Raw genomic sequence first — 18,256 nt, 5'->3', positions numbered from 1 at the left:
GGCCGGCACAGCACCGGCATCAGCCGATCGGCTACCCACCGGAGCACAACCGCTCGAAGCCGGGCTTGATCACATTGTTGATGATGGCGAGACGCTGATCAAAGGGGATGAAGGCCGATTTCATCGCGTTGACCGTCAGCCATGACAGGTCCGGCCAGCCGTAGCCGAAGGTGTCGACCAGCCTGGCGAACTCGCTCGACAGCGTCACCCCGCTCATCAACCGGTTGTCGGTGTTGACCGTCACCCGGAAGTGGAGCCTGCGCAGCAGACCGATGGGGTGCTCGGCGATACTCGCGCACGCTCCCGTGTCGACATTGGACGTAGGGCACATCTCCAGCGGCACCCGGACGTCACGGACGTAGTTGGCAAGCCGTCCGAGGGTAATGTCGCCATCCGGCTTGACGGTGATATCATCCATGATCCGAACACCGTGACCGAGGCGGTCGGCGTTGCACCACTGCAGCGCCTCCCAGATCGAGGGCAGCCCGAACGCCTCACCGGCGTGGATCGTGTAGTGCCCGTTAGCCCGCTGCATGTACTGGAAGGCATCCAGATGGCGGGTGGGCGGGAAGCCGGCCTCCGCGCCGGCGATGTCGAAACCGACGACGCCCCGGTCCCGCCATCGGACCGCGGCTTCAGCGATCTCCAGCGATCGCGCCGCGTGGCGCATGGCGGTGACCAGCGCGCGGATCGTCAGCCCGGTCCCCTCCGAGCCGGCGCGCAGGCCGTCCAGGACCGCCTCGATCACCGCGTCGAGCGCAAGCCCACGCTCGACGTGCAGCTCCGGAGCAAACCGGATCTCAGCGTAGACGACGCCGTCGGCGGCGAGGTCTTCGGCGCACTCACGAGCCACCCGAGCGAGCGCGTCCGCGGTCTGCATGACCCCGACGGTATGGCTGAACGTCTCCAGATAGCGCACGAGTGATCCGCTGTGGGCGCCGCCACGAAACCAGGTCGCGAGCTTGTCCACCGCCAGGGTAGGCAGTGCGCCGTAACCGGCCGCGTCGGCGAGCTCGACGATGGTCGCGGGACGGAGCCCGCCGTCGAGATGGTCATGCAGCAGCACCTTGGGTGCCCGGCGGATGGCGTTCAAGGAGGGTGGCGGGGCGGGCACGTTCATCGCCCGACCGTACGGCAGGCGTGCGACGGCGGCCTGACCGCCACCGCGCGCCACCCGCTCCACCCACCCTGACCAGGCTCCCCGCTTCCCGCGCCACCCCCACGGATGGGCGCATGTCCTACCGGTGGACGCGGGCCCCGCCGTCCATCCGCGCAGGAACGGATCAACTAGCCCACAGCGCCGTCGGGCAGCCGGCCACCGTCTCGTTTCGCCCTGATGAGATCGATGACATGGAACGTCATGGCCACCGTCCGTCGCGCGGCGGTCCGCCGGGCCCGCCGGGCGGCAGGTCGGCGGGCCCGAACGCTTCCGGCAAAAGATCGTGAAGTGAACGCGGACCCCCGGCCAGAGCTATCTGGAGATCCGGGCCCCCGTGTTCGTACAGAAGTTGGCGACACCGCCCGCAGGGTGCGAGCGGGACACCCGCGGCATCCACACAGGCGACCGCGACAAGCCGTCCACCCCCCGAGGAACACAGCGCTCCGACAAGGCTGCATTCAGCGCAGAGAGTAAGCCCGAAGGAGGCGTTCTCCACGTTGCACCCAACGACCAGACGGCCGTCGTCGACCACGGCGGCGGCCCCGACGCGCAGGCGAGAGTACGGGGCGTACGCGCGGGCCGCGACCCGCATCGCCGCGCCCCGAAGGCGCTCCCAGTCGACAACGCCCGCCGCCGGCAGGGGTCCGCCGCCGCTCGGCTCGACCATGTGGACGCCTCTCCGTAGCCGCTCACAGCCGGTACCCGTTGCTCGTATGCCGCTGATCATAATCGGGATACTGACGCGGGCCCGGACGAACGGGCAGGCAACAGGCAGCCCGTCGGCTTGAGCGACGATCCTGGCCCGGTTAGGCAAGGATGTGACTCAGCGCAGGGCGGCTTCAACGCGCGCCGCACCCGTCCGGCGCGGTGGGGCGCGGTGCACCACGACGATTTCCCGCTGGCAGCCGGTGGAGGACTGAATGGAAAAGCGGTCCGCCGAGCTGGCCGCGCCCGGGACCGGGCACACCGTTGCGTCATCGACCGGCGCTCAGCGCACGCCCGCCACGCCGCGACGGGAATCACCGCCCACCGGGACCACCGACGGCGTGTCGCGCCCCGGACCGGCGGCTGTGCGGTCGTGGTTCCCTCGGGCCGCTGACGGCTCGGCGCGGCCGGGGCGGCCGGGGTGGCGGCAACGCATGGGAGGGCGGCTGCCAGTTGCCGCAAGCTATCTTCTGCTGGCCTTCGGGCTCACCGGCAGGGTCTGGTCCGAGCCCACCCGGAACATAATCGCGGGTAATCCGAACGACACCGGTCTGTACTGTTGGTGGCTCGCGCATACCGCGCACGCGGTCACCAGCCTGTCGAACCCGTTCATCACGCACCTGGCAAACGCGCCAGAGGGAATAAACGCGCTCTGGAACACATCCGTCCTGGCGCCCGGCCTGCTACTGACTCCGCTGACCATCGCCGCCGGCCCAGTGGCATCCTACAACGTGCTGATCGTGCTGGCCTTCTCGCTGTCAGCCCTGGGCGCCCAGCTATTCGCGCGCAAGCTCGGCGTGGGGGCGGTGGCAGCCTACGTGGGTGGCTACGTGTACGGTTTTTCCCCGGCGCTGGTGGCGGCCGGCACCGGCCATCTGAGCCTGGTTTTCGCACCGGCCATCCCGCTGCTGCTCTGCCTGATCACCGATGTCATCCAGCGGACGGGACGCCCGTTGCGAAAAGGCATCCTGCTGGGCACGGGCGCTGGCCTGCAACTGTTGACCGGCGAAGAGGTGTTGTTCATAACCGCGGTGACGGCTATACTCGGGCTCACCTTTCTGATGTTGAGCCGGCCAGGATTCCACCGCCACTCCGGTGACTCCGTGCGCATTTTTCTGATTGCTTTACCATCTTTTCTCGTACTGACTTCCATCCCTTTGGGAATTCAGTTCCTTGGTTCTCCGCGAAGCCACGGAAGCCCGTTTCTCACTAATTTCTACAAGAGCGATCTGACGGGTCTCTACGTTCCTTCGTCACGGCAGTTACTGGCATCGGCCACGCAGGTCAGACGGGCCGCGTCCTTTCAGGGCGGCGCACCGGAGTACATGAGCTACCTCGGCTGGCCCCTGCTTATCCTCTGTCTTTCCGCAACCGTCCTCGGCTTCCGTGACCTCAGACTACGCATAGCCGGGCTCACCGGCCTGGCCCTCGCGGTCCTGACGCTGGGCAGCACGCTGCTCGTCAATGGCGTCGAGACTGGCCTGCTATTACCGTGGAACCTGGTCGCCCGTATTCCGGTCTTCGACGCCGCGCTACCCGACAGGTTTGCTCTCGGCACCGCGCTGATGGCGGGGCTCATCCTCGCCATCGTGCTGGATCTCCTGCCTTCCCGGCTCGGCTCCGGCGGCCCGGCCACAGCGGTCGTAGTCACCGCGGTATGCGTCCTGCCGCTGGTCCCACGGCCATACTCCGTCGAACGGTCGCCTGATGTTCCCTCGTTCTTCACCACCAACGCGCTCAAGGTTCTCCCCGCGAATTCGACCGTGCTGCTGCTGCCGTACCCGAGCGGGGTCCAGACCGCACCGCTTTTCTGGCAGACCGCGGCCCGTTTCCACTTCTCGATGCCCGGCGGCTATTTCATCGGCCCGGGTGACGACGGGCAGGCCTACATGGGTGGGCGAAGGCCGACCGCGACGGCACAACTATTGACCGACATCGGGTGGGGCCGGTCCGCGGGAGCCCCGGCTCTGACCCCAGCAAAGATCACACAGGCATGGGATGACTTCATCCGCCTCGGGGTGCGTGCTGTCGTACTCGGCCCGGCCCAGCATGCGCCGGAACTTCGCGACACGGTGACGTTTCTGGTGGGACGGCAACCGCGGTTCACAGCTGGCGTGTACGTCTGGCTGTTGCCGTGACACCAGCACCCGGGGCTCGTGCCCGCGGCTCGCGAACCGACCAGGTCATGGGCCCGGAACCGCCAGCGCCGGTATGGCCTGACGGACATGTGACGGCGCAACGGCCTGCGCCCTCAACGGCCCCGGGCCGTTCGGCGGGAACCGGGCGTCAGCCCACACTCTGGTGTGTGATGAAGTGGACCAAGCGATGACCACACGGACTTTGCGGCCACACGCACGGAAACCGAGGGCCACCGGCGCCGCGCTTCACCGATACAGCGCGGTACCCGCAAAGTCTGGCTTGGTCCGCGACGATGGGAACGAGGAGGTGAAACGGACGGATGTCGCTCGACCGCGATACGACGCCCGAGGCTGGCCATGCCTCGCGTCCGCCCCACCTCATCGGTGGTCGCTACCGGCTCGGCGATGAGCTCGGCCGTGGCGGCTTCGGGGTGGTCTATGCGGCCACGGACGAGCTGCTGCGGCGCGAGGTCGCCGTCAAGGAGATCCGCCTTCCGCCGTCGATCTCCGCGGATGAGCGGGCGGTCCTGCGCACGAGGGTACTTCGCGAAGCGCGTTCGGCCGGCCGCCTGCACCATCCGGGCCTCGTCTCGGTCTTCGACGTGCTTGATGCCGACGACTGCCCGTGGATCGTGATGGAGCTGGTGGACGGCCCGTCGCTGGCGGACATCATCCGTGAGTCCGGGCCGTTGCCCCGGGAACGGGTCGCCCGGATCGGCATCAGCCTCGGCTACGCCCTTGAGGCCGCGCACCGCAGCGGAATCGTCCATCGCGATGTGAAGCCCGCCAACGTACTGATCAGCGCTGACGGGCGGGCCCGGCTGACCGACTTCGGCATCGCGCTGTCCGCCGGAGACCCGACGCTGACTCGGACCGGCGTTCTTCTCGGCTCGCCCTCCTACATAGCTCCGGAGCGGGCTCGCGGCGGAACGGGCGGACCCGGCAGCGACATCTGGGCGCTCGGCGCGACGCTTTTCACCGCTGTGGAGGGAGGGCCGCCGTACGAGTCCGACAGCGCCATCGCGACGCTGACCGCAATCGTCGACGGACGGCGCCAGCCGTTCCGGCTCGCCGGTGCCCTTGCGCCGATCATCGACGACCTCATGGCGGCGAAGCCATCCGCACGCCCGTCCCTGCCGCGGGCCAGGCAACGTCTGCGGCAGGTCGGTGAACGCGAGTCCGCAAGGCGTCCGGTCAGCCCCCAGGCCCTCCGCCAGGAGCAGGACCAGGACCAGGACCACGAGCAGGAACAGGACCACGAGCAGCACGAGATAGCGGCCACGGATACCGGCACGGCACCGGCCACGATCATGGCGATCCCGGTCCAGCCGGAAACGGCAACGGCCGGCGCGGCTGTGAACGCGGCCGCCCCGGCCGCTCCCGGCCCGATACCGACGGTGGCTCCCCGATCGGATGGCAAGCGGCTCCGGCTGCTCATCGCCATCATCGCCGCGACGCTCATCGTGGGCGCGGCCCTCACTTCGGCCGCGCTGCTCGGCCTGGGCTCAGGCGCGGACAACCCGACCGGCAGCGCCAATCCGGCGGCGGTGCTCAGCGGCACGGCCAAGACCCCGCTGAGGACGCCCGTGACGTCGGCTCCGGCCGCCACGAACGCGGCGCCACCAACCGGTGGCGCGGTGGTCAGTGATCCGGGGCTGGTGCCGACGGCCCCGACCCCGGTAACGCCGCCCGCGGGCTGGCAGTCCTACAGCGGACGCTCCGGCTGGTCGGTCGCCTACCCACCGGGCTGGGAGCAGCATCCAGCTGGTGGCACCGAACGAATCGACTTCATCAATCCGGATACCGGTGCCTACCTGCGGGTCGACACCGCGGCGCAGGCAAATCCATCCGCGTTGGCGGACTGGCAGGCACACGAAGGCGACCTGCGCGCGCGCCTGACGAACTACGAACGCGTGCGGATCACGCCGAGTGACGGCGGAGACGGCTCCATCCAGGCGGATTGGGAATTCCTCTACACCTCCGGCGGCAAAAGAGTTCATGTTCTCAATCGCGGAATTGTTCGTAACGGCCATGGCTACGCGCTGTACTGGTCCACGTCCGACGCCAGCTGGTCAGCCGATCTTCCGTTGATGTGGCGGCTTTTCTCGACGTTCCGGCCAGGCCCATGAGCGGTGACCAACGGACCGCGCTGGGCAAGGGTGGCCAGCGCATCCGGCGACGCGTCTGCGAGACTTAAGGGGATGTCCAGACCGACGCCGCCCGGAGACTCCTCGCGTCACAACACACCCCGATACGTCTCTCAACGTTACCGTCTGGATACTCCAATCGGTCGTGGTGGCGCTGGTGTCGTCTGGCGCGGCGAGGACGAACTTCTCCAGCGCCCAGTAGCGATCAAGGAGATCCTCGTTCCACTTGCCGGAACCCAGGTCGAGCGCGACGCGATCCGAACGCGGGTGCTGCGCGAAGCCCGCGCGCTGGCCCGCCTGCACAGCCCGGCGATTGTCGCCGTCTACGACGTGGCTGAGGAAGCCGAACGCCACTGGATCGTCATGGAGCTGGTCAACGCGGACAGCCTGGGAGAGGTCATCCGCGCGAACGGCCCACTCCCACCAGCGCGGGTCGCGGCAATTGGCCTCACTCTCGTTGACGCGCTCGCCGCCGCGCACTCCGCGGGTGTGCTGCACCGCGACATCAAGCCCGGCAACGTACTGCTGGGCCGGGACGGCCATGTCCGGCTTACCGACTTCGGAATTGCGGCCACTGATGGCGACTCTACGCTCACGGGAACAGGCGCGCTCGTCGGCTCGCCCGCCTACATCGCCCCCGAGCGGGTCCGCGGCTCCTCCGGTACTCCCTCGAGCGACCTGTGGGGGCTCGGCGCCACGCTGTACGCGGCGGTGGAGGGGCAGCCTCCGTTCGAAGGACCGGAAACGTACGCGGTTCTCACCGCCGTGGTGGAGGGACGCAGGCGTCCGTTCCGGCTCGCCGGCCCACTGCGTGGCCTGCTCACCGATCTGCTCGACCGGCCCGCGCCGGAGCGTCCAGAGGCGGCCGAGATACGCCAGCGGCTGGCGCCGATCGCCCAGGGCACCGCGGCGGTACCCGCCTCCGTCATCAGCGGTCGGCCGAAACCAGACGTCAACAGGCCGGACGAAGGTGACGCGGCGCCGGTCGAGTCCAGTTCGGCCGGTCTCGAGGATGTCGGCGGCGATCTGCTGCCCATCGGGGATGCGGATGCCGACGCCGTCGCCCTGAGCCCGACCACAGCCAGCGGGACCACAGCCGGCGGCGCGACGACGGCGAGCGGGAACACCGCCAGCGCGCCCGCTGCCGCCAGCGAGGGCGATGAGCTGACAGCCGTCGGCTCCATGGCCGACAAAATCGAGATCGCCGAGGTTTCGATCGGCTCCGCGCTGTATGAGAAGCCCATGACCGCGCTTGCGGTGGGGCTGCGCAAGGACCCCGCGGCGGCCGGGGCATCGGGGGTCACGGGCACCACCGCGCTGACGGCTCATCGGGGTGGCTCTCGCTCGCCCGGCTCCGCCGGATACAGCACCGGCAGACATTCTGATCAAGACGACGGTCTGCTACCAGTCTCCGGCGACATCGCGATCGGCCCAGCCCGCACACCCTTCAGCTTTGATCATCACGGTGATGGGCCGGCGTCAGCCACCGGCCGAGACGGTGAGCCGCCGCTCCGGCGGGCTGTGATCATCGCGGTGGCCGCCGCGTCGGTGGCGACTGGGGCGGCAATAGCGCTCAGCGGGATCCTCACCCCCGGGTCCGACACCACCCAGCCGCAGAACCCCGGCGGGAACGGTATCCCCGCGGCGACCAGCACGGCGGACGAGCAGAACAACCTCAATCCTCGGGTGCTCCCGACCGGCCTCGCCCCCTCGTTCAGGCTTCCGGCCAGCCGCAGGGCATCACCGAGCGCGTCAACCACCCCACCCGCGGCGACGCCCATCGAGACCGACCCGGCGGCCCACAGCCCGACGCCGACCAGCGTCGCCGCGAGCCCCACGGCGCCGGCCATCTCGCCCACCTCGACGCTGCCCGCGTCGTCCCCGCCCAGCACATCGACACCGACAGCGACAGCGCAGCCGGCTTCGTGACGCCTCAAAGCCCACGGGACCGCCGGGGATCTCTCTGATCAACAACGGATGGCCGCCAGCCTCGAAACATAATGAAAGCGATCACTTTCTGTGACATACTTCACCTAAGTGTCACCGAAGCTGGCATGCCCCTCCATGGGCTCAGCACTAACATCGGGTCCACACAAACCATCGTCCGCATGATGTCTCAAGGTGCTTAGTGCCCCCCGAACCCGCCACTCGGCTTCGCTCCAGCTGCCGGCGCGGGCCCTTCGGGCCAGCTAGGTTACCAAGAGTCATCGGACGGGACCATCAGGACCAGCCTGTCGGCAGGCAGGTCCGGAGGAGCTTTCAGTGCCGAAGGCACCAGCGGGAACGCTCTACCGCGGCCGTGAAGGGATGTGGTCCTGGGTTGCGCACAGGATCACCGGCGTACTGATCTTTTTCTTTCTGTTCGCCCACGTCCTGGACACCGCGCTCGTGCGGGTGTCACCGTCGTCCTATGACAGTGTGATCGCGACCTACAAGAACCCGATCGTGAACCTGATGGAGGTAGGGCTTGTAGCCGCGGTCGTCTTCCACGCACTCAACGGGATCCGGATCACGTTGATCGACTTCTGGAAATCCGGTCCCCGTTTCCAGCGCCAGATGCTCTACACCGAGATCGTGGTGTGGCTGGTCCTCGTCGTCCCCGGTGCTTTCTTCATGCTCAAGCACATGTTCGAGACCCTGTTCGGGAGCGCGTCCTGATGGCGACGACAATCAACGGCGCTGCCGCCCCGGCCATCGAGACACCGCGCAGCCCGCGGCGGCGGCCGGGCGGCCCGAAGGCGCGAACGAACTTCGAGCTGTACGCGTGGCTGTTCATGCGAATCTCCGGGGTCCTGCTGCTCTTTCTCGTGCTCGGTCACCTGTTCATCATGAACATCCTTGATGGCGGGGTGCAACGGATCGGCTTCGGTTTCGTCGCGGGCCGTTGGGCCTCGCCGTTCTGGCGGACCTGGGATCTGCTCATGCTCGTACTCGCCGAACTGCACGGAACCAATGGCCTACGGACAGTGATCAACGACTACGCCGAGCGAGCACAGACCCGGTTCTGGCTGAAGATGCTGCTGTATGTGTCGGCAGGCCTGGTCATCACGCTGGGATCGCTGGTCATCTTCACGTTCGACCCGAACATCTCCTGATGGCGCCTGGGAAGGCGGAGGTCCAAGCGGTGCAGGTTCACAAGTACGACACGGTCATCGTGGGTGCCGGCGGCGCGGGGATGCGCGCGGCACTCGAAGCCGGCAAGCGTTGTCGCACCGCCGTGCTGACCAAGCTGTATCCCACCCGCTCCCACACCGGCGCGGCTCAGGGCGGCATGTGCGCGGCCCTGGCCAACGTCGAGGAGGACAACTGGGAGTGGCACACCTTCGACACGATCAAGGGCGGCGACTACCTGGTCGACCAGGACGCGGCCGAGATCATGTGCAAGGAGGCCATCGACGCGGTCCTCGACCTGGAGAAAATGGGCCTGCCGTTCAACCGCACGCCGGAAGGCCGGATCGACCAACGGCGCTTCGGTGGCCACACGCGTGACCACGGCAAGGCGCCTGTCCGGCGGTCGTGCTATGCGGCCGACCGCACCGGCCATATGATTTTGCAAACGCTTTACCAGCAGTGCGTCAAGCACAAGATCGAATTCTTTAATGAATTCTACGTGCTGGACCTGCTGCTCACCGAAGGCGTCACGGCCGGGGTCGTCGCCTATGAGCTGGCCACCGGTGAGGTGCATGTCTTCCAGGCGAAGTCGGTGGTGTTCGCCAGCGGCGGGTTCGGCAAGGTTTTCAAGGTCACCTCGAACGCGCACACGTTGACAGGCGACGGGATGGGCATCATCTTCCGGCGCGGGCTGCCGCTGGAGGACATGGAGTTCTACCAGTTCCACCCGACTGGCATCTGGAAGATGGGCATCCTCCTCACGGAGGGTGCCCGTGGCGAGGGCGGTATCCTCCGCAACAAGGACGGCGAACGCTTCATGGAGCGTTACGCGCCGACCATCAAGGACCTCGCCCCCCGGGACATGGTGGCCAGGGCCATCTACACCGAGATCCGCGCTGGCCGTGGCTGTGGCGCGAATGGTGATCATGTCTATCTCGACCTGACCCACCTGCCGCCCGAGCAGCTCGACGCCAAGCTCCCTGACATCACCGAGTTTGCCCGCACCTACCTGGGCATCGAGCCTTACACCGACCCGATCCCGATCCAGCCGACCGCCCACTACGCCATGGGCGGCGTCCCGACGAACATCGACGCCGAGGTTCTGCGGAACAACACCGACATCGTCAAGGGCTTGTATGCGGCCGGGGAGGTCGCATGCGTGTCCGTGCACGGCGCGAACCGGCTCGGAACGAACTCGCTGCTGGATATCAATGTCTTCGGCCGCCGAGCGGGCATTGCCGCCGCCGAACACGCGATCGCGACGCATCGTCACACCGAGTTGCCCGAGAACCCGGCAGCCTTTGTCGAAGGGCTCCTGACCAGGCTCCGCGACGGCGCGGGCACCCAGAACCCGGCGGCCATCCGTCGCGAGCTGCAGGAGACCATGGACGTCAACGCGTCGGTGTACCGCACCGAGACGACGCTCAAGCAGGCGATCACCGACATTGCCGGGTTGAAAACCCGCTACCAGCAGGTCGGTGTCACCGACCGGGGCCGGCGCTACAACACCGAACTGTTGGAAGCGGTTGAGCTGGGCTTCCTGCTCGACCTTGCCGAGTGCCTGGTGGTGAGCGCGCTCGCCCGCAACGAATCCCGCGGCGGGCACTCGCGGGAGGACCATCCGAACCGGGACGACGTCAACTTCCTGCGCCACACGATGGCCTACCGCTCCGGGCCGCTCGTCGCCGGCTCGCCCGAAGCGGAGATCCGGCTGGATTACAAACCCGTCGCCATGACCCGCTACGAGCCGATGGAACGCAAGTACTGACGGAACCCAATCCGGTTTCACTCGAGGCTGCGGACCACGCCGGGCGTTCTCAGATTGGTCCGGGGCCAGGTTTCGATGTTCGGGTCACCCAGAGCGCGGCCTATGATGTGCTGGCCCGCGCTGTGGGTCTGATGTGAGAAAGGTCCGGCGTGACTGTCACCGACGATCTATCAACCACCGCACCGGCCGCTTCGGGTCCGACCGCAACGGCCGGACGGACCGTCACGCTGAAAATCCGGCGCTTCGACCCGGAGGTGAGCGCCAAGCCGCTGTGGAAGAGCTACACCGTCCCCTTCGATCCCAGCGACCGGCTGCTGGACGCCCTGCACTACGTCAAGTGGAATCTCGACGGGTCGCTGTCCTTCCGGCGCTCCTGTGCCCACGGTGTGTGCGGCTCGGACGCCATGCGGATCAACGGCTCGAACCGGCTTGCCTGCAAGGTGCTGGTCAAGGACCTCGGTCCGGAGATCTCGATCGAACCCATCAAGGGCCTTCCGGTCGAGAAGGACCTCATCGTCGACATGGAACCGTTCTTCGACGCGTTCCGTGCGGTCAAGCCGTACCTTATCGCCGAGGGCCATGAGCCGACCCGTGAGCGGTTGCAGTCCGCGGCGGACCGGGAGCGCTTCGACGACACCACGAAGTGCATCATGTGCGCGGCCTGCACGACCTCGTGCCCAGTGTTCTGGAATGACGGGGAGTACTTCGGCCCGGCCGCGATGGTGGCCGCGCACCGCTTCATCTTCGACAGCCGGGACGCGGGCGCCGACGAACGTCTGGAGATCCTCAACGAGCGGGAAGGGGTGTGGCGCTGCCGCACGACCTTCAACTGTTCGAACGCCTGCCCCCGTGGTATTCAGGTGACCAAGGCAATTCAGGAGGTCAAGCGCGCACTCATCTTCCGGCGCTTCTAATGACTGGTGACTAGTGATCGAAAAGCGCGCGATCGTAATTTTTCCGCGCGCTCGGCGGCCCGGGGATCTCCACAACGGCGGCCAGCGCTCACGATCGGGGAGACCGCGAATGGCTCGGATCGCTGTGCGCGATGTTCAGCTGGCTGCCGGCAGCATCTTCCTGCTGGCGGCCAGCCTGTTGCTGAGCGCGGCGGCCTGTTCCAGCGACCCCGCCAAACCCCCCTCACCAGTCGTGATCGGTCCGACCCAGGCAGCGAGCCCGACACGGACCAGTGGCGTACCGGCTCCGCTGGAGTCCTCCTACGACACGACGATCGCGCGGAAGACAGCAAGAATTCGCTTCACCTATGCGGCGGCCCTCGTTTCCGTCTCCGGCCGCAAACAAACGATCTCCACAACAGGGACCGGCACGGTTGACTTCGTCCACAGCACGAGCGAGAGCGTCCGCAACGTCGACGGCGGCGGCCGCAGCGAGGTACGGATCGTCGGTCCCGACTTCTACCAACGCGGCATCACGGCTGGCGGCGCGCCAGGCTCGCCGCGCTGGACCCGTGTCGTCCCAGGCGGCGGTGCTACCGCTTCCTCCAGCACCGCATCGGCCAGCGCCGTACAGCCCGGGGTCGGCGACGACGCGGCGCTGCGGCTCGGCTTCCTGAGCGGTGCGTCGGCCCCGGTGACCACCGTGGGTGAGGAAGCCATCGACGGTATCCAGACGACCCATTACAAGCTGTCCGTGAACCTGGAAACAGCATCCCAACGGGGGAACATCAGCACGGCCACCGTCGAGTACTACAAGAGCATCCTCGGAAGCGCCCTCCAGCCGACCGAGGCCTGGATCGACGCGGACGGACTCATCCGCCAGCTCCGCATTACCGTCACCGGCGCCGAGTCCGACAGCCCAGCCCCGCACACAGAGATCACCCGGACAGTCACCTACTCGGACTTCGGGATACCTCTGAACGTAACGGCACCGCCGCCCAACGAGATCGCGCCAGGATGAGCTGAGCTCGCCGGCGACAGAACCGGACGCCGCGAGCCGGAATGACGATCTCAAACGCGCTCTAAAGATAAAGAGCACCCGGCACAGGGGCGCTCTTATTGATCCTGTCCACGGCGGAATAGGTGGCGGTTCTCGGCAAAGGCGGTCAGCGCCTCACCGGACAGGCGCTGCGTGGTCCACTCGTCCAGGCCCACCGCGCCGATTGCGCGATAAAAGCCAATCGCCGGATTATTCCAGTCCAGCACCGCCCACTCGAACCGGCCGTAGCCGCGCGCCACGCACTGCCTGGCCAGCGTGCTCATCAGCGCGCGCCCGTAGCCTCGACCGCGGTGCTCCGGGAGAACATAAAGATCTTCCAAATAAATACCGTGACGACCGGTCCAGGTCGAGAAGTTCAGGAACCACAGGGCGAAGCCGACCACTGTCTCAGCCCGTTCGACCAGGTGGCAGAACACCGCTGGCCGCGGGCCGAACAGCGCTGTCCGCAGGTCCGTCTCGGTCGCGACGACCGCTTCGGGCTCCCGCTCGTACTCAGCCAGCCCACGGACAAGGCTTAAGATCACGGAAACGTCATTCTCCGTGGCCTGGCGCACCACGGCGTCATCCGCGTCCGGTGACATACCCGGTGATGCTATCGCGATGCTCGCCAGCGGGATCGCTGGCCCGCCATCGCCACCTTGCCGGAGCCAGGCCCGGCGGAGCAAAGCGACGATCATCCCTCGTGGCGTTTACGCACCGTGTCGCCAATGACTGACGATACGATCCGCAGCGTGGCATGTCGTCCCTGTTGCGTCGAGTAGCTCCTACCCGAAGCTATCGTCGACCCGTGGTCAGCCAAGATCTCTTCGACGAGCTCAGCTCTCCGTCCCGGACCGAATCGCCACAGCCAGCGATCGATCATGGAGAGGTGTTCACCCGACGTTGGATCGTCGAACTGATCCTGGACTGGGTTGGCTACACGCCCGACAAGGATCTGACCAGCGCCGTGATCGTGGAGCCCGCGTGCGGCGCGGGGGCTTTTATCGGGCCGATAGTTGAACGTCTGATCGCCTCATGCCAGCTCCACGGCCGCTCGCCACTCGACGCCGCCGACGCTGTGTACTCCTTCGATCTCCTCGACCGCAACGTGCGATCGAGCCGGGATCTCGCCATCCGGCTCATGACCGAAAACGGCTGGGACATGCCAGGCGCCGGGAAACTCGCCGGAAAGTGGATCCGGCAGGGGGATTTTCTTCTCCAGCGTGAGTACGGAGGCGCCGACTTCGTGGTGGGAAACCCGCCGTACATCCGCCTTGAAGACGTCCCCGAAGCTCGGATGAAAGCCTACCGGTCGTCGTGCCCCGCCATGGGTGGGCGGGCGGATGTCTACGTCGGTTTCTACGAAGTCGGCCTGAGGATTCTGCGGCCCGGCGGGAGGCTCGGTTTCATCTGCGCGGACCGCTGGATGCGCAACCAGTACGGCAGCCGGCTGCGCGAGCTGGTGAGCCGTTCCTGCAACGTTGAAGTCGTCCTCACCGTGCACAATGTGGACGCGTTCGTTGAGCAGGTCTCCGCCTATCCCGCCATCACGATCATCCAAAGTGCGCAGCAGGGAACATCTGTTGTTGCCGACACGACGTCGTCTTTCGGCGCCGACGAGGCCGCGTTGCTACGGAACTGGGCAGGGAGCGAGGGAACCTCGATCCGCGCGCCGACGTTTCATGCCGCGCGTCTTCCGCGCTGGTTCGCCGGGACGGATTCCTGGCCGGCTGCCTCACCCGCGCGGCTTGCGATACTGGAGGACCTCGGCGATCGGTTTCCCTGCCTTGAGGACGGCTCGACCGGGACCCGGGTAGGTATCGGGGTCGCCACGGGTGCGGACAGTGTGTTCATCACAGCCGAGCCAGAACGTGTGGACGTCGAGGACGACCGTCTCCTTCCGCTGGCGATGGTCCGTGACACCGCCGGTGGCTCGTTCTCGTGGACGGGAACGCATCTCATCAACCCCTGGGGCTCCGACGGCCAGCTTGTTGATCTTGCCTGCTATCCTCGCCTCGGCCGGTATTTTCGCCGGCACAGCGGCCAGCTGCGTGCGCGTCATATCGCCAGGAAACAGCCGGCCCGCTGGTACAAGACGATCGACAAGGTCGACCACCGGCTTATCAAAAGACCGAAACTCCTCTTCCCGGACATGAAAGCCAACATGCACCCGGTTCTCGATCCCGGCGGATGCTACCCACACCACAACCTCTACTACATAGTCTCGGACACCTGGGATCTGCAAGTCCTCGGCGGGCTCCTGCTCTCGCGGGTGGCCGAAGCGTTCATCGTGGCGTACGCGGTCAAGATGCGTGGCGGAACCCTGCGGTTCCAGGCCCAGTACCTACGTCGGATCCGAGTACCTCATCCTGACACGATCAGCGAAACGGACACCGTGGCGTTGCGTGACGCTTTCGAGCGTCGCGACGTGGACGCCGCGACAGACGCCGCCTTGCGCGTCTTCGACCTGGCCAACCTGCCAGGCTGAGAGAGTGAAGTCCTGACCGTGCCCGCGAGGACTTCGAAGAAGCACTCGCCGCCCGCTGGGGCGTTCAAAGAGACCCAGAACTTCCGCCGGTCGGAAGAAAGCTGGCGCAGGGACCGCCGGATCCGTGCGCGGCGGCAAACATTTCGATGCCATCGCTGGCCTGCGCGCACGGGCCGAGCCGGCTCGTCTCGCCACGCCCCCATGGTACCTTGGAGGAAAATCTTGCCTCCAAGGTGGAAGTGGTTGCGGTGGCGCTGAACATCAAAAACGACGAGGCACAGCGGCTTGGCCGTGAGCTGTCTGACCTGACCGGAGAGAGCATCACGACGGCGGTGACCACGGCGATTCGCGAACGTCTCGACCGTATGCGGGCCGACCGAGAAGCGGGCGAGCAGCGAGTTGAGCGAATCGTCGCTCTTGGCCGCCAGATAGCGGATGCGGTCGTTGGGAGCGGGTTCGGCATCGACGACCTCTACGATGATCGCGGACTACCGGCATGATCGTGGACTCGTCCGCCCTCGTGGCTATCATCCGAGCCGAGCCTGACGCGGCTGCTTACGCGGCGGCTCTTGTCTCGGCGGACACCGCCATGTCCGCCGTGAACTACGTGGAGGCGGCGGTCGTCGTCGACTCGGCTCGTGACCCTGTCGCGAGCCGCCGGTTCGACGAACTGGTAAGAGTGGCGGACATCGAGGTGGTGGCGGTGACGGCCGAGCACGCGACGCTCGCCCGGCAGGCCTACCGAGACTTCGGCAGGGGGAGCGGGAGTCCCGCCCGATTGAACTTCGGTGACTGTTTCGCCTATGCGCTTGCGGCTGAACGACGGAAACCGCTGTTGTTCAAGGGCGACGACTTCATCCATACGGATCTGGTCGCCGCTGGCCTTCCCGACCAGCACGGACCGGGCTGAATGCCGAATTCGGCTCCGTGGCGCCCACCGGTGTCGGTGCCACGCGGCGACTCAGCCCAGATCAGCGGTGGAAGACCGTTCGCTGGACCGCCCAGCGCAACGCCCATCGTTGCCAGCACCAGGGCCGGCTTGGAGGCGCGCCCTGGCCACGGCCCGGCCGACCTCGCGCCGCAGGCGCCGTACCGGTTTCCGGAGTCGATGGCGGAGCGGGTGCAGGCACTGTGCCGAATCATCATCGACACCTACGACGGCGACACCGGCCAGCTGTGGACAACCGCCGCGGACCGTCGGGAACTGCTCAGGCGGGCGTCCACATTGCCTGGCTTTGGCACCCAGAAGGCCAAGATCTTCGTGGTGCCGCTGGGCAAGCAGCTCGGTGTCAAGGCCCCGGGCTGACGGGAGGCGACAGCTCCCTTCGATGGGGCCGAAAGTTACCTGCCGGTGGCCGATATCGTCGACCAGCAGAGTCGGGACAAGGTCCGCATGAAGGCAGTAGCCAGGTCTGGATAGGCGGGCGCGAGGTTCTGTTAGTCCCGTTCGTCTCCGCGCGCTTCCTGTCCGAGAGCGTTGAGCAACGCAAACATCGTGGATGACGGATTATCATGTGGGGTGCGCTTATTGTTCTTCTCGTGCATTGTGGCGAGCGCGGCGGTGCGACGCGCGGCGGCAGCCCTCTTCGGCAGGTAGCCGCTGGCGTCGATCCGCTCGCCCGTGCGGCCGTCGTGCTTCTTGCTTTCAGATTCCGCTGTAGCCGTATCAGTCCACCTGGTGTGGTCCTTGAAATGAAGCAGCAGCCAGATCTCAAAACATGGGTTCGAGATCGCCAGTTTGATATCATTTTGGCGTGCAAGTCTTACAGCCTGGTCGAGGTCCGGATGGTTCCTCGGCCACTCGACATCGAAGACACACCAGTATTCGTCCACGGCGCCCGACCCAACTTGATCGTTTCGCTTCTTGCGCTCGGCCGCTAATTTGACAAGTGTCAGCGGGACCCCGTGATCGGTGTCGATCTCGATTTTGACGGCCGCATTGCGCCTGACTTCGGGAAGTCTTCTCAAGCCGTTCAGATAGTCCGGCTCGGTCTTGTCCCCCTCGCAGAAGACCAGCAAGGTGCGAAGCTCCGGCCGTGTCCCGGCTCGCCGCCTGAGTGGCTTCTGCTGACCCCTCCTGATCGCCATTGATCGTTAGCCGATCAGGCCGAGACTACGGAGAAGCTCGGTGCGGTCCGTGTCAGGCAGCGCACCGAAGCGGCCTTGCAGGTAACCGTCTTCGATGTTATGTGATTTCCGCACGCGCTCTCCCGCGAACTCTGCCAGTGCGCCGAGCCTTGTCGCACCGCTCGCGGATTTCTCGGTGAACCAGACCTCATCCCGATTGAGATGGTTAAGTAGGGTTGTGTCATGCGATGTGAAGACGAGCTGAGCTCCGCGCGGGTTCGTTGCCGGATCGTGAAAAAGTCTGATCAGCTCGGCGGTCAGCGTCGGATGCAGGCTGGAGTCGAGTTCGTCGAACAGCAGGAGGGAGCCACTTCGCAACGTTTGAAGGACAGGACCGACAAGCCGGTACCATACCCGGGTGCCTTCCGACTCGGCGGTGAAATCCAGCGGGTGACTGCGGCCGGCAGCCGGTGCATGAGACGGACCCGAGGACGCGAGCGCCGGGGCTCTGTATCCGGTCCGAAGCTGGGCTGGTTGCCGAATCTATTGCTGGTAGGGCGGTATTGAACTTCCTCCTCGTCGACCGCAACCATCGACAGCTCGGCGGGTTCCACGATCGAACGGAAGTTCGCTGCCTCGAACCGAATCAGCATCGCCTGCCCCACTTCGTTGCCAGATGTGGACAGAGCTCAATTTTTGCACGATCTTGACGAAAATCACACTGTAACTGTGGCCTGATGC

17 protein-coding genes are annotated in these 18,256 nt (G+C 66.3%); 12 read left to right on the top strand and 5 right to left on the bottom strand.

The features are described 5' to 3' along the window. Nucleotides 1–31 precede the first annotated feature (31 nt). Both MJ785_RS11975 and MJ785_RS11970 read right to left on the bottom strand, forming a co-directional pair. The gene (locus MJ785_RS11975) at nt 32–1,120 is read right to left on the bottom strand and encodes an adenosine deaminase (protein WP_239376634.1); all 1,089 of its coding nucleotides are present in this window, start codon (nt 1,118–1,120) and stop codon (nt 32–34) included. Nucleotides 1,121–1,358: 238 nt separating this feature from the next. Continuing rightward, nucleotides 1,359–1,826, bottom strand: a complete 468-nt coding sequence (locus MJ785_RS11970) for a cytidine deaminase (protein WP_239380856.1) — start codon at nt 1,824–1,826, stop codon at nt 1,359–1,361. Nucleotides 1,827–2,079: 253 nt separating this feature from the next. Here MJ785_RS11970 and MJ785_RS11965 point away from each other — a divergent pair, with 253 nt between their 5' ends. The 8 genes from MJ785_RS11965 (at nt 2,080) to MJ785_RS11930 (ending at nt 12,942) form a co-directional block, all read left to right on the top strand. Then, nucleotides 2,080–4,002, top strand: a complete 1,923-nt coding sequence (locus MJ785_RS11965; RefSeq protein WP_239310501.1) for a hypothetical protein — start codon at nt 2,080–2,082, stop codon at nt 4,000–4,002. A gap of 320 nt (nt 4,003–4,322) precedes the next feature. Then, nucleotides 4,323–6,131, top strand: coding sequence for a serine/threonine-protein kinase (locus MJ785_RS11960; RefSeq protein WP_239380854.1), 1,809 nt, complete (start codon nt 4,323–4,325; stop codon nt 6,129–6,131). A gap of 72 nt (nt 6,132–6,203) precedes the next feature. Further along, nucleotides 6,204–8,078: a serine/threonine-protein kinase gene (locus MJ785_RS11955; RefSeq protein WP_239380852.1), complete on the top strand. Its 1,875-nt coding sequence runs from the start codon at nt 6,204–6,206 to the stop codon at nt 8,076–8,078. A 378-nt stretch (nt 8,079–8,456) separates the two neighbouring features. Beyond that, nucleotides 8,457–8,807 carry a succinate dehydrogenase, cytochrome b556 subunit gene (gene sdhC / locus MJ785_RS11950; protein WP_370651610.1) on the top strand — a complete coding sequence of 117 codons (351 nt, stop codon included), beginning with the start codon at nt 8,457–8,459 and terminating at the stop codon, nt 8,805–8,807. Continuing rightward, nucleotides 8,807–9,244 carry a succinate dehydrogenase hydrophobic membrane anchor subunit gene (locus MJ785_RS11945; RefSeq protein WP_239336415.1) on the top strand — a complete coding sequence of 146 codons (438 nt, stop codon included), beginning with the start codon at nt 8,807–8,809 and terminating at the stop codon, nt 9,242–9,244. The genes sdhC and MJ785_RS11945 overlap by 1 nt, the downstream gene beginning before the upstream one ends. A 29-nt stretch (nt 9,245–9,273) precedes the next feature. Further along, on the top strand, nt 9,274–11,028 hold the full coding sequence (gene sdhA / locus MJ785_RS11940) for a succinate dehydrogenase flavoprotein subunit (protein ID WP_255724405.1): 1,755 nt from the start codon (nt 9,274–9,276) through the stop codon (nt 11,026–11,028). A 149-nt stretch (nt 11,029–11,177) separates the two neighbouring features. Then, nucleotides 11,178–11,942, top strand: coding sequence for a succinate dehydrogenase iron-sulfur subunit (locus tag MJ785_RS11935; protein ID WP_239310507.1), 765 nt, complete (start codon nt 11,178–11,180; stop codon nt 11,940–11,942). Between the two features lie 109 nt (nt 11,943–12,051). Beyond that, entirely contained in the window at nt 12,052–12,942 is an 891-nt protein-coding gene (locus tag MJ785_RS11930; RefSeq protein ID WP_239310508.1) for an LppX_LprAFG lipoprotein, read from the top strand. 95 nt (nt 12,943–13,037) lie between these two features. Here MJ785_RS11930 and MJ785_RS11925 read toward each other — a convergent pair whose 3' ends face one another. Continuing rightward, the gene (locus tag MJ785_RS11925) at nt 13,038–13,538 is read right to left on the bottom strand and encodes a GNAT family N-acetyltransferase (RefSeq protein WP_305039913.1); all 501 of its coding nucleotides are present in this window, start codon (nt 13,536–13,538) and stop codon (nt 13,038–13,040) included. Between the two features lie 230 nt (nt 13,539–13,768). On the opposite strand from MJ785_RS11925, the gene MJ785_RS11920 reads away from it, so the two are divergent. From MJ785_RS11920 to MJ785_RS11905, 4 genes are all read left to right on the top strand, one after another. Beyond that, complete coding sequence (locus MJ785_RS11920) at nt 13,769–15,448, top strand: Eco57I restriction-modification methylase domain-containing protein (protein ID WP_239380848.1); 1,680 nt, start codon at nt 13,769–13,771, stop codon at nt 15,446–15,448. Nucleotides 15,449–15,594: 146 nt separating this feature from the next. Further along, a complete protein-coding gene (locus tag MJ785_RS11915; protein ID WP_305039302.1) occupies nt 15,595–15,948 on the top strand; it encodes a type II toxin-antitoxin system VapB family antitoxin in 354 nt (117 codons plus the stop codon). Next, the gene (locus MJ785_RS11910; RefSeq protein WP_239377433.1) at nt 15,945–16,358 is read left to right on the top strand and encodes a type II toxin-antitoxin system VapC family toxin; all 414 of its coding nucleotides are present in this window, start codon (nt 15,945–15,947) and stop codon (nt 16,356–16,358) included. Before MJ785_RS11915 ends, MJ785_RS11910 begins: the two co-directional genes overlap by 4 nt. A gap of 30 nt (nt 16,359–16,388) precedes the next feature. Continuing rightward, the gene (locus MJ785_RS11905; RefSeq protein ID WP_239377432.1) at nt 16,389–16,754 is read left to right on the top strand and encodes a hypothetical protein; all 366 of its coding nucleotides are present in this window, start codon (nt 16,389–16,391) and stop codon (nt 16,752–16,754) included. 131 nt (nt 16,755–16,885) lie between these two features. Here MJ785_RS11905 and MJ785_RS11900 read toward each other — a convergent pair whose 3' ends face one another. Then, nucleotides 16,886–17,467, bottom strand: a complete 582-nt coding sequence (locus MJ785_RS11900) for an RloB family protein (protein WP_239380839.1) — start codon at nt 17,465–17,467, stop codon at nt 16,886–16,888. Nucleotides 17,468–17,542: 75 nt separating this feature from the next. Continuing rightward, nucleotides 17,543–17,962 (bottom strand): ATP/GTP-binding protein, encoded by a 420-nt coding sequence (locus tag MJ785_RS11895; protein ID WP_239310518.1) that lies wholly within the window; start codon nt 17,960–17,962, stop codon nt 17,543–17,545. Between the last annotated feature and the right edge of the window lie 294 nt (nt 17,963–18,256).

Origin of the sequence: Protofrankia sp. CiT1, from assembly GCF_917627335.1 — a bacterium.
Taxonomy (GTDB): domain Bacteria; phylum Actinomycetota; class Actinomycetes; order Frankiales; family Frankiaceae; genus Protofrankia.
Note: the sequence above shows the minus strand (reverse complement) of the source record. Positions and strands in the feature narration are given on the sequence as shown.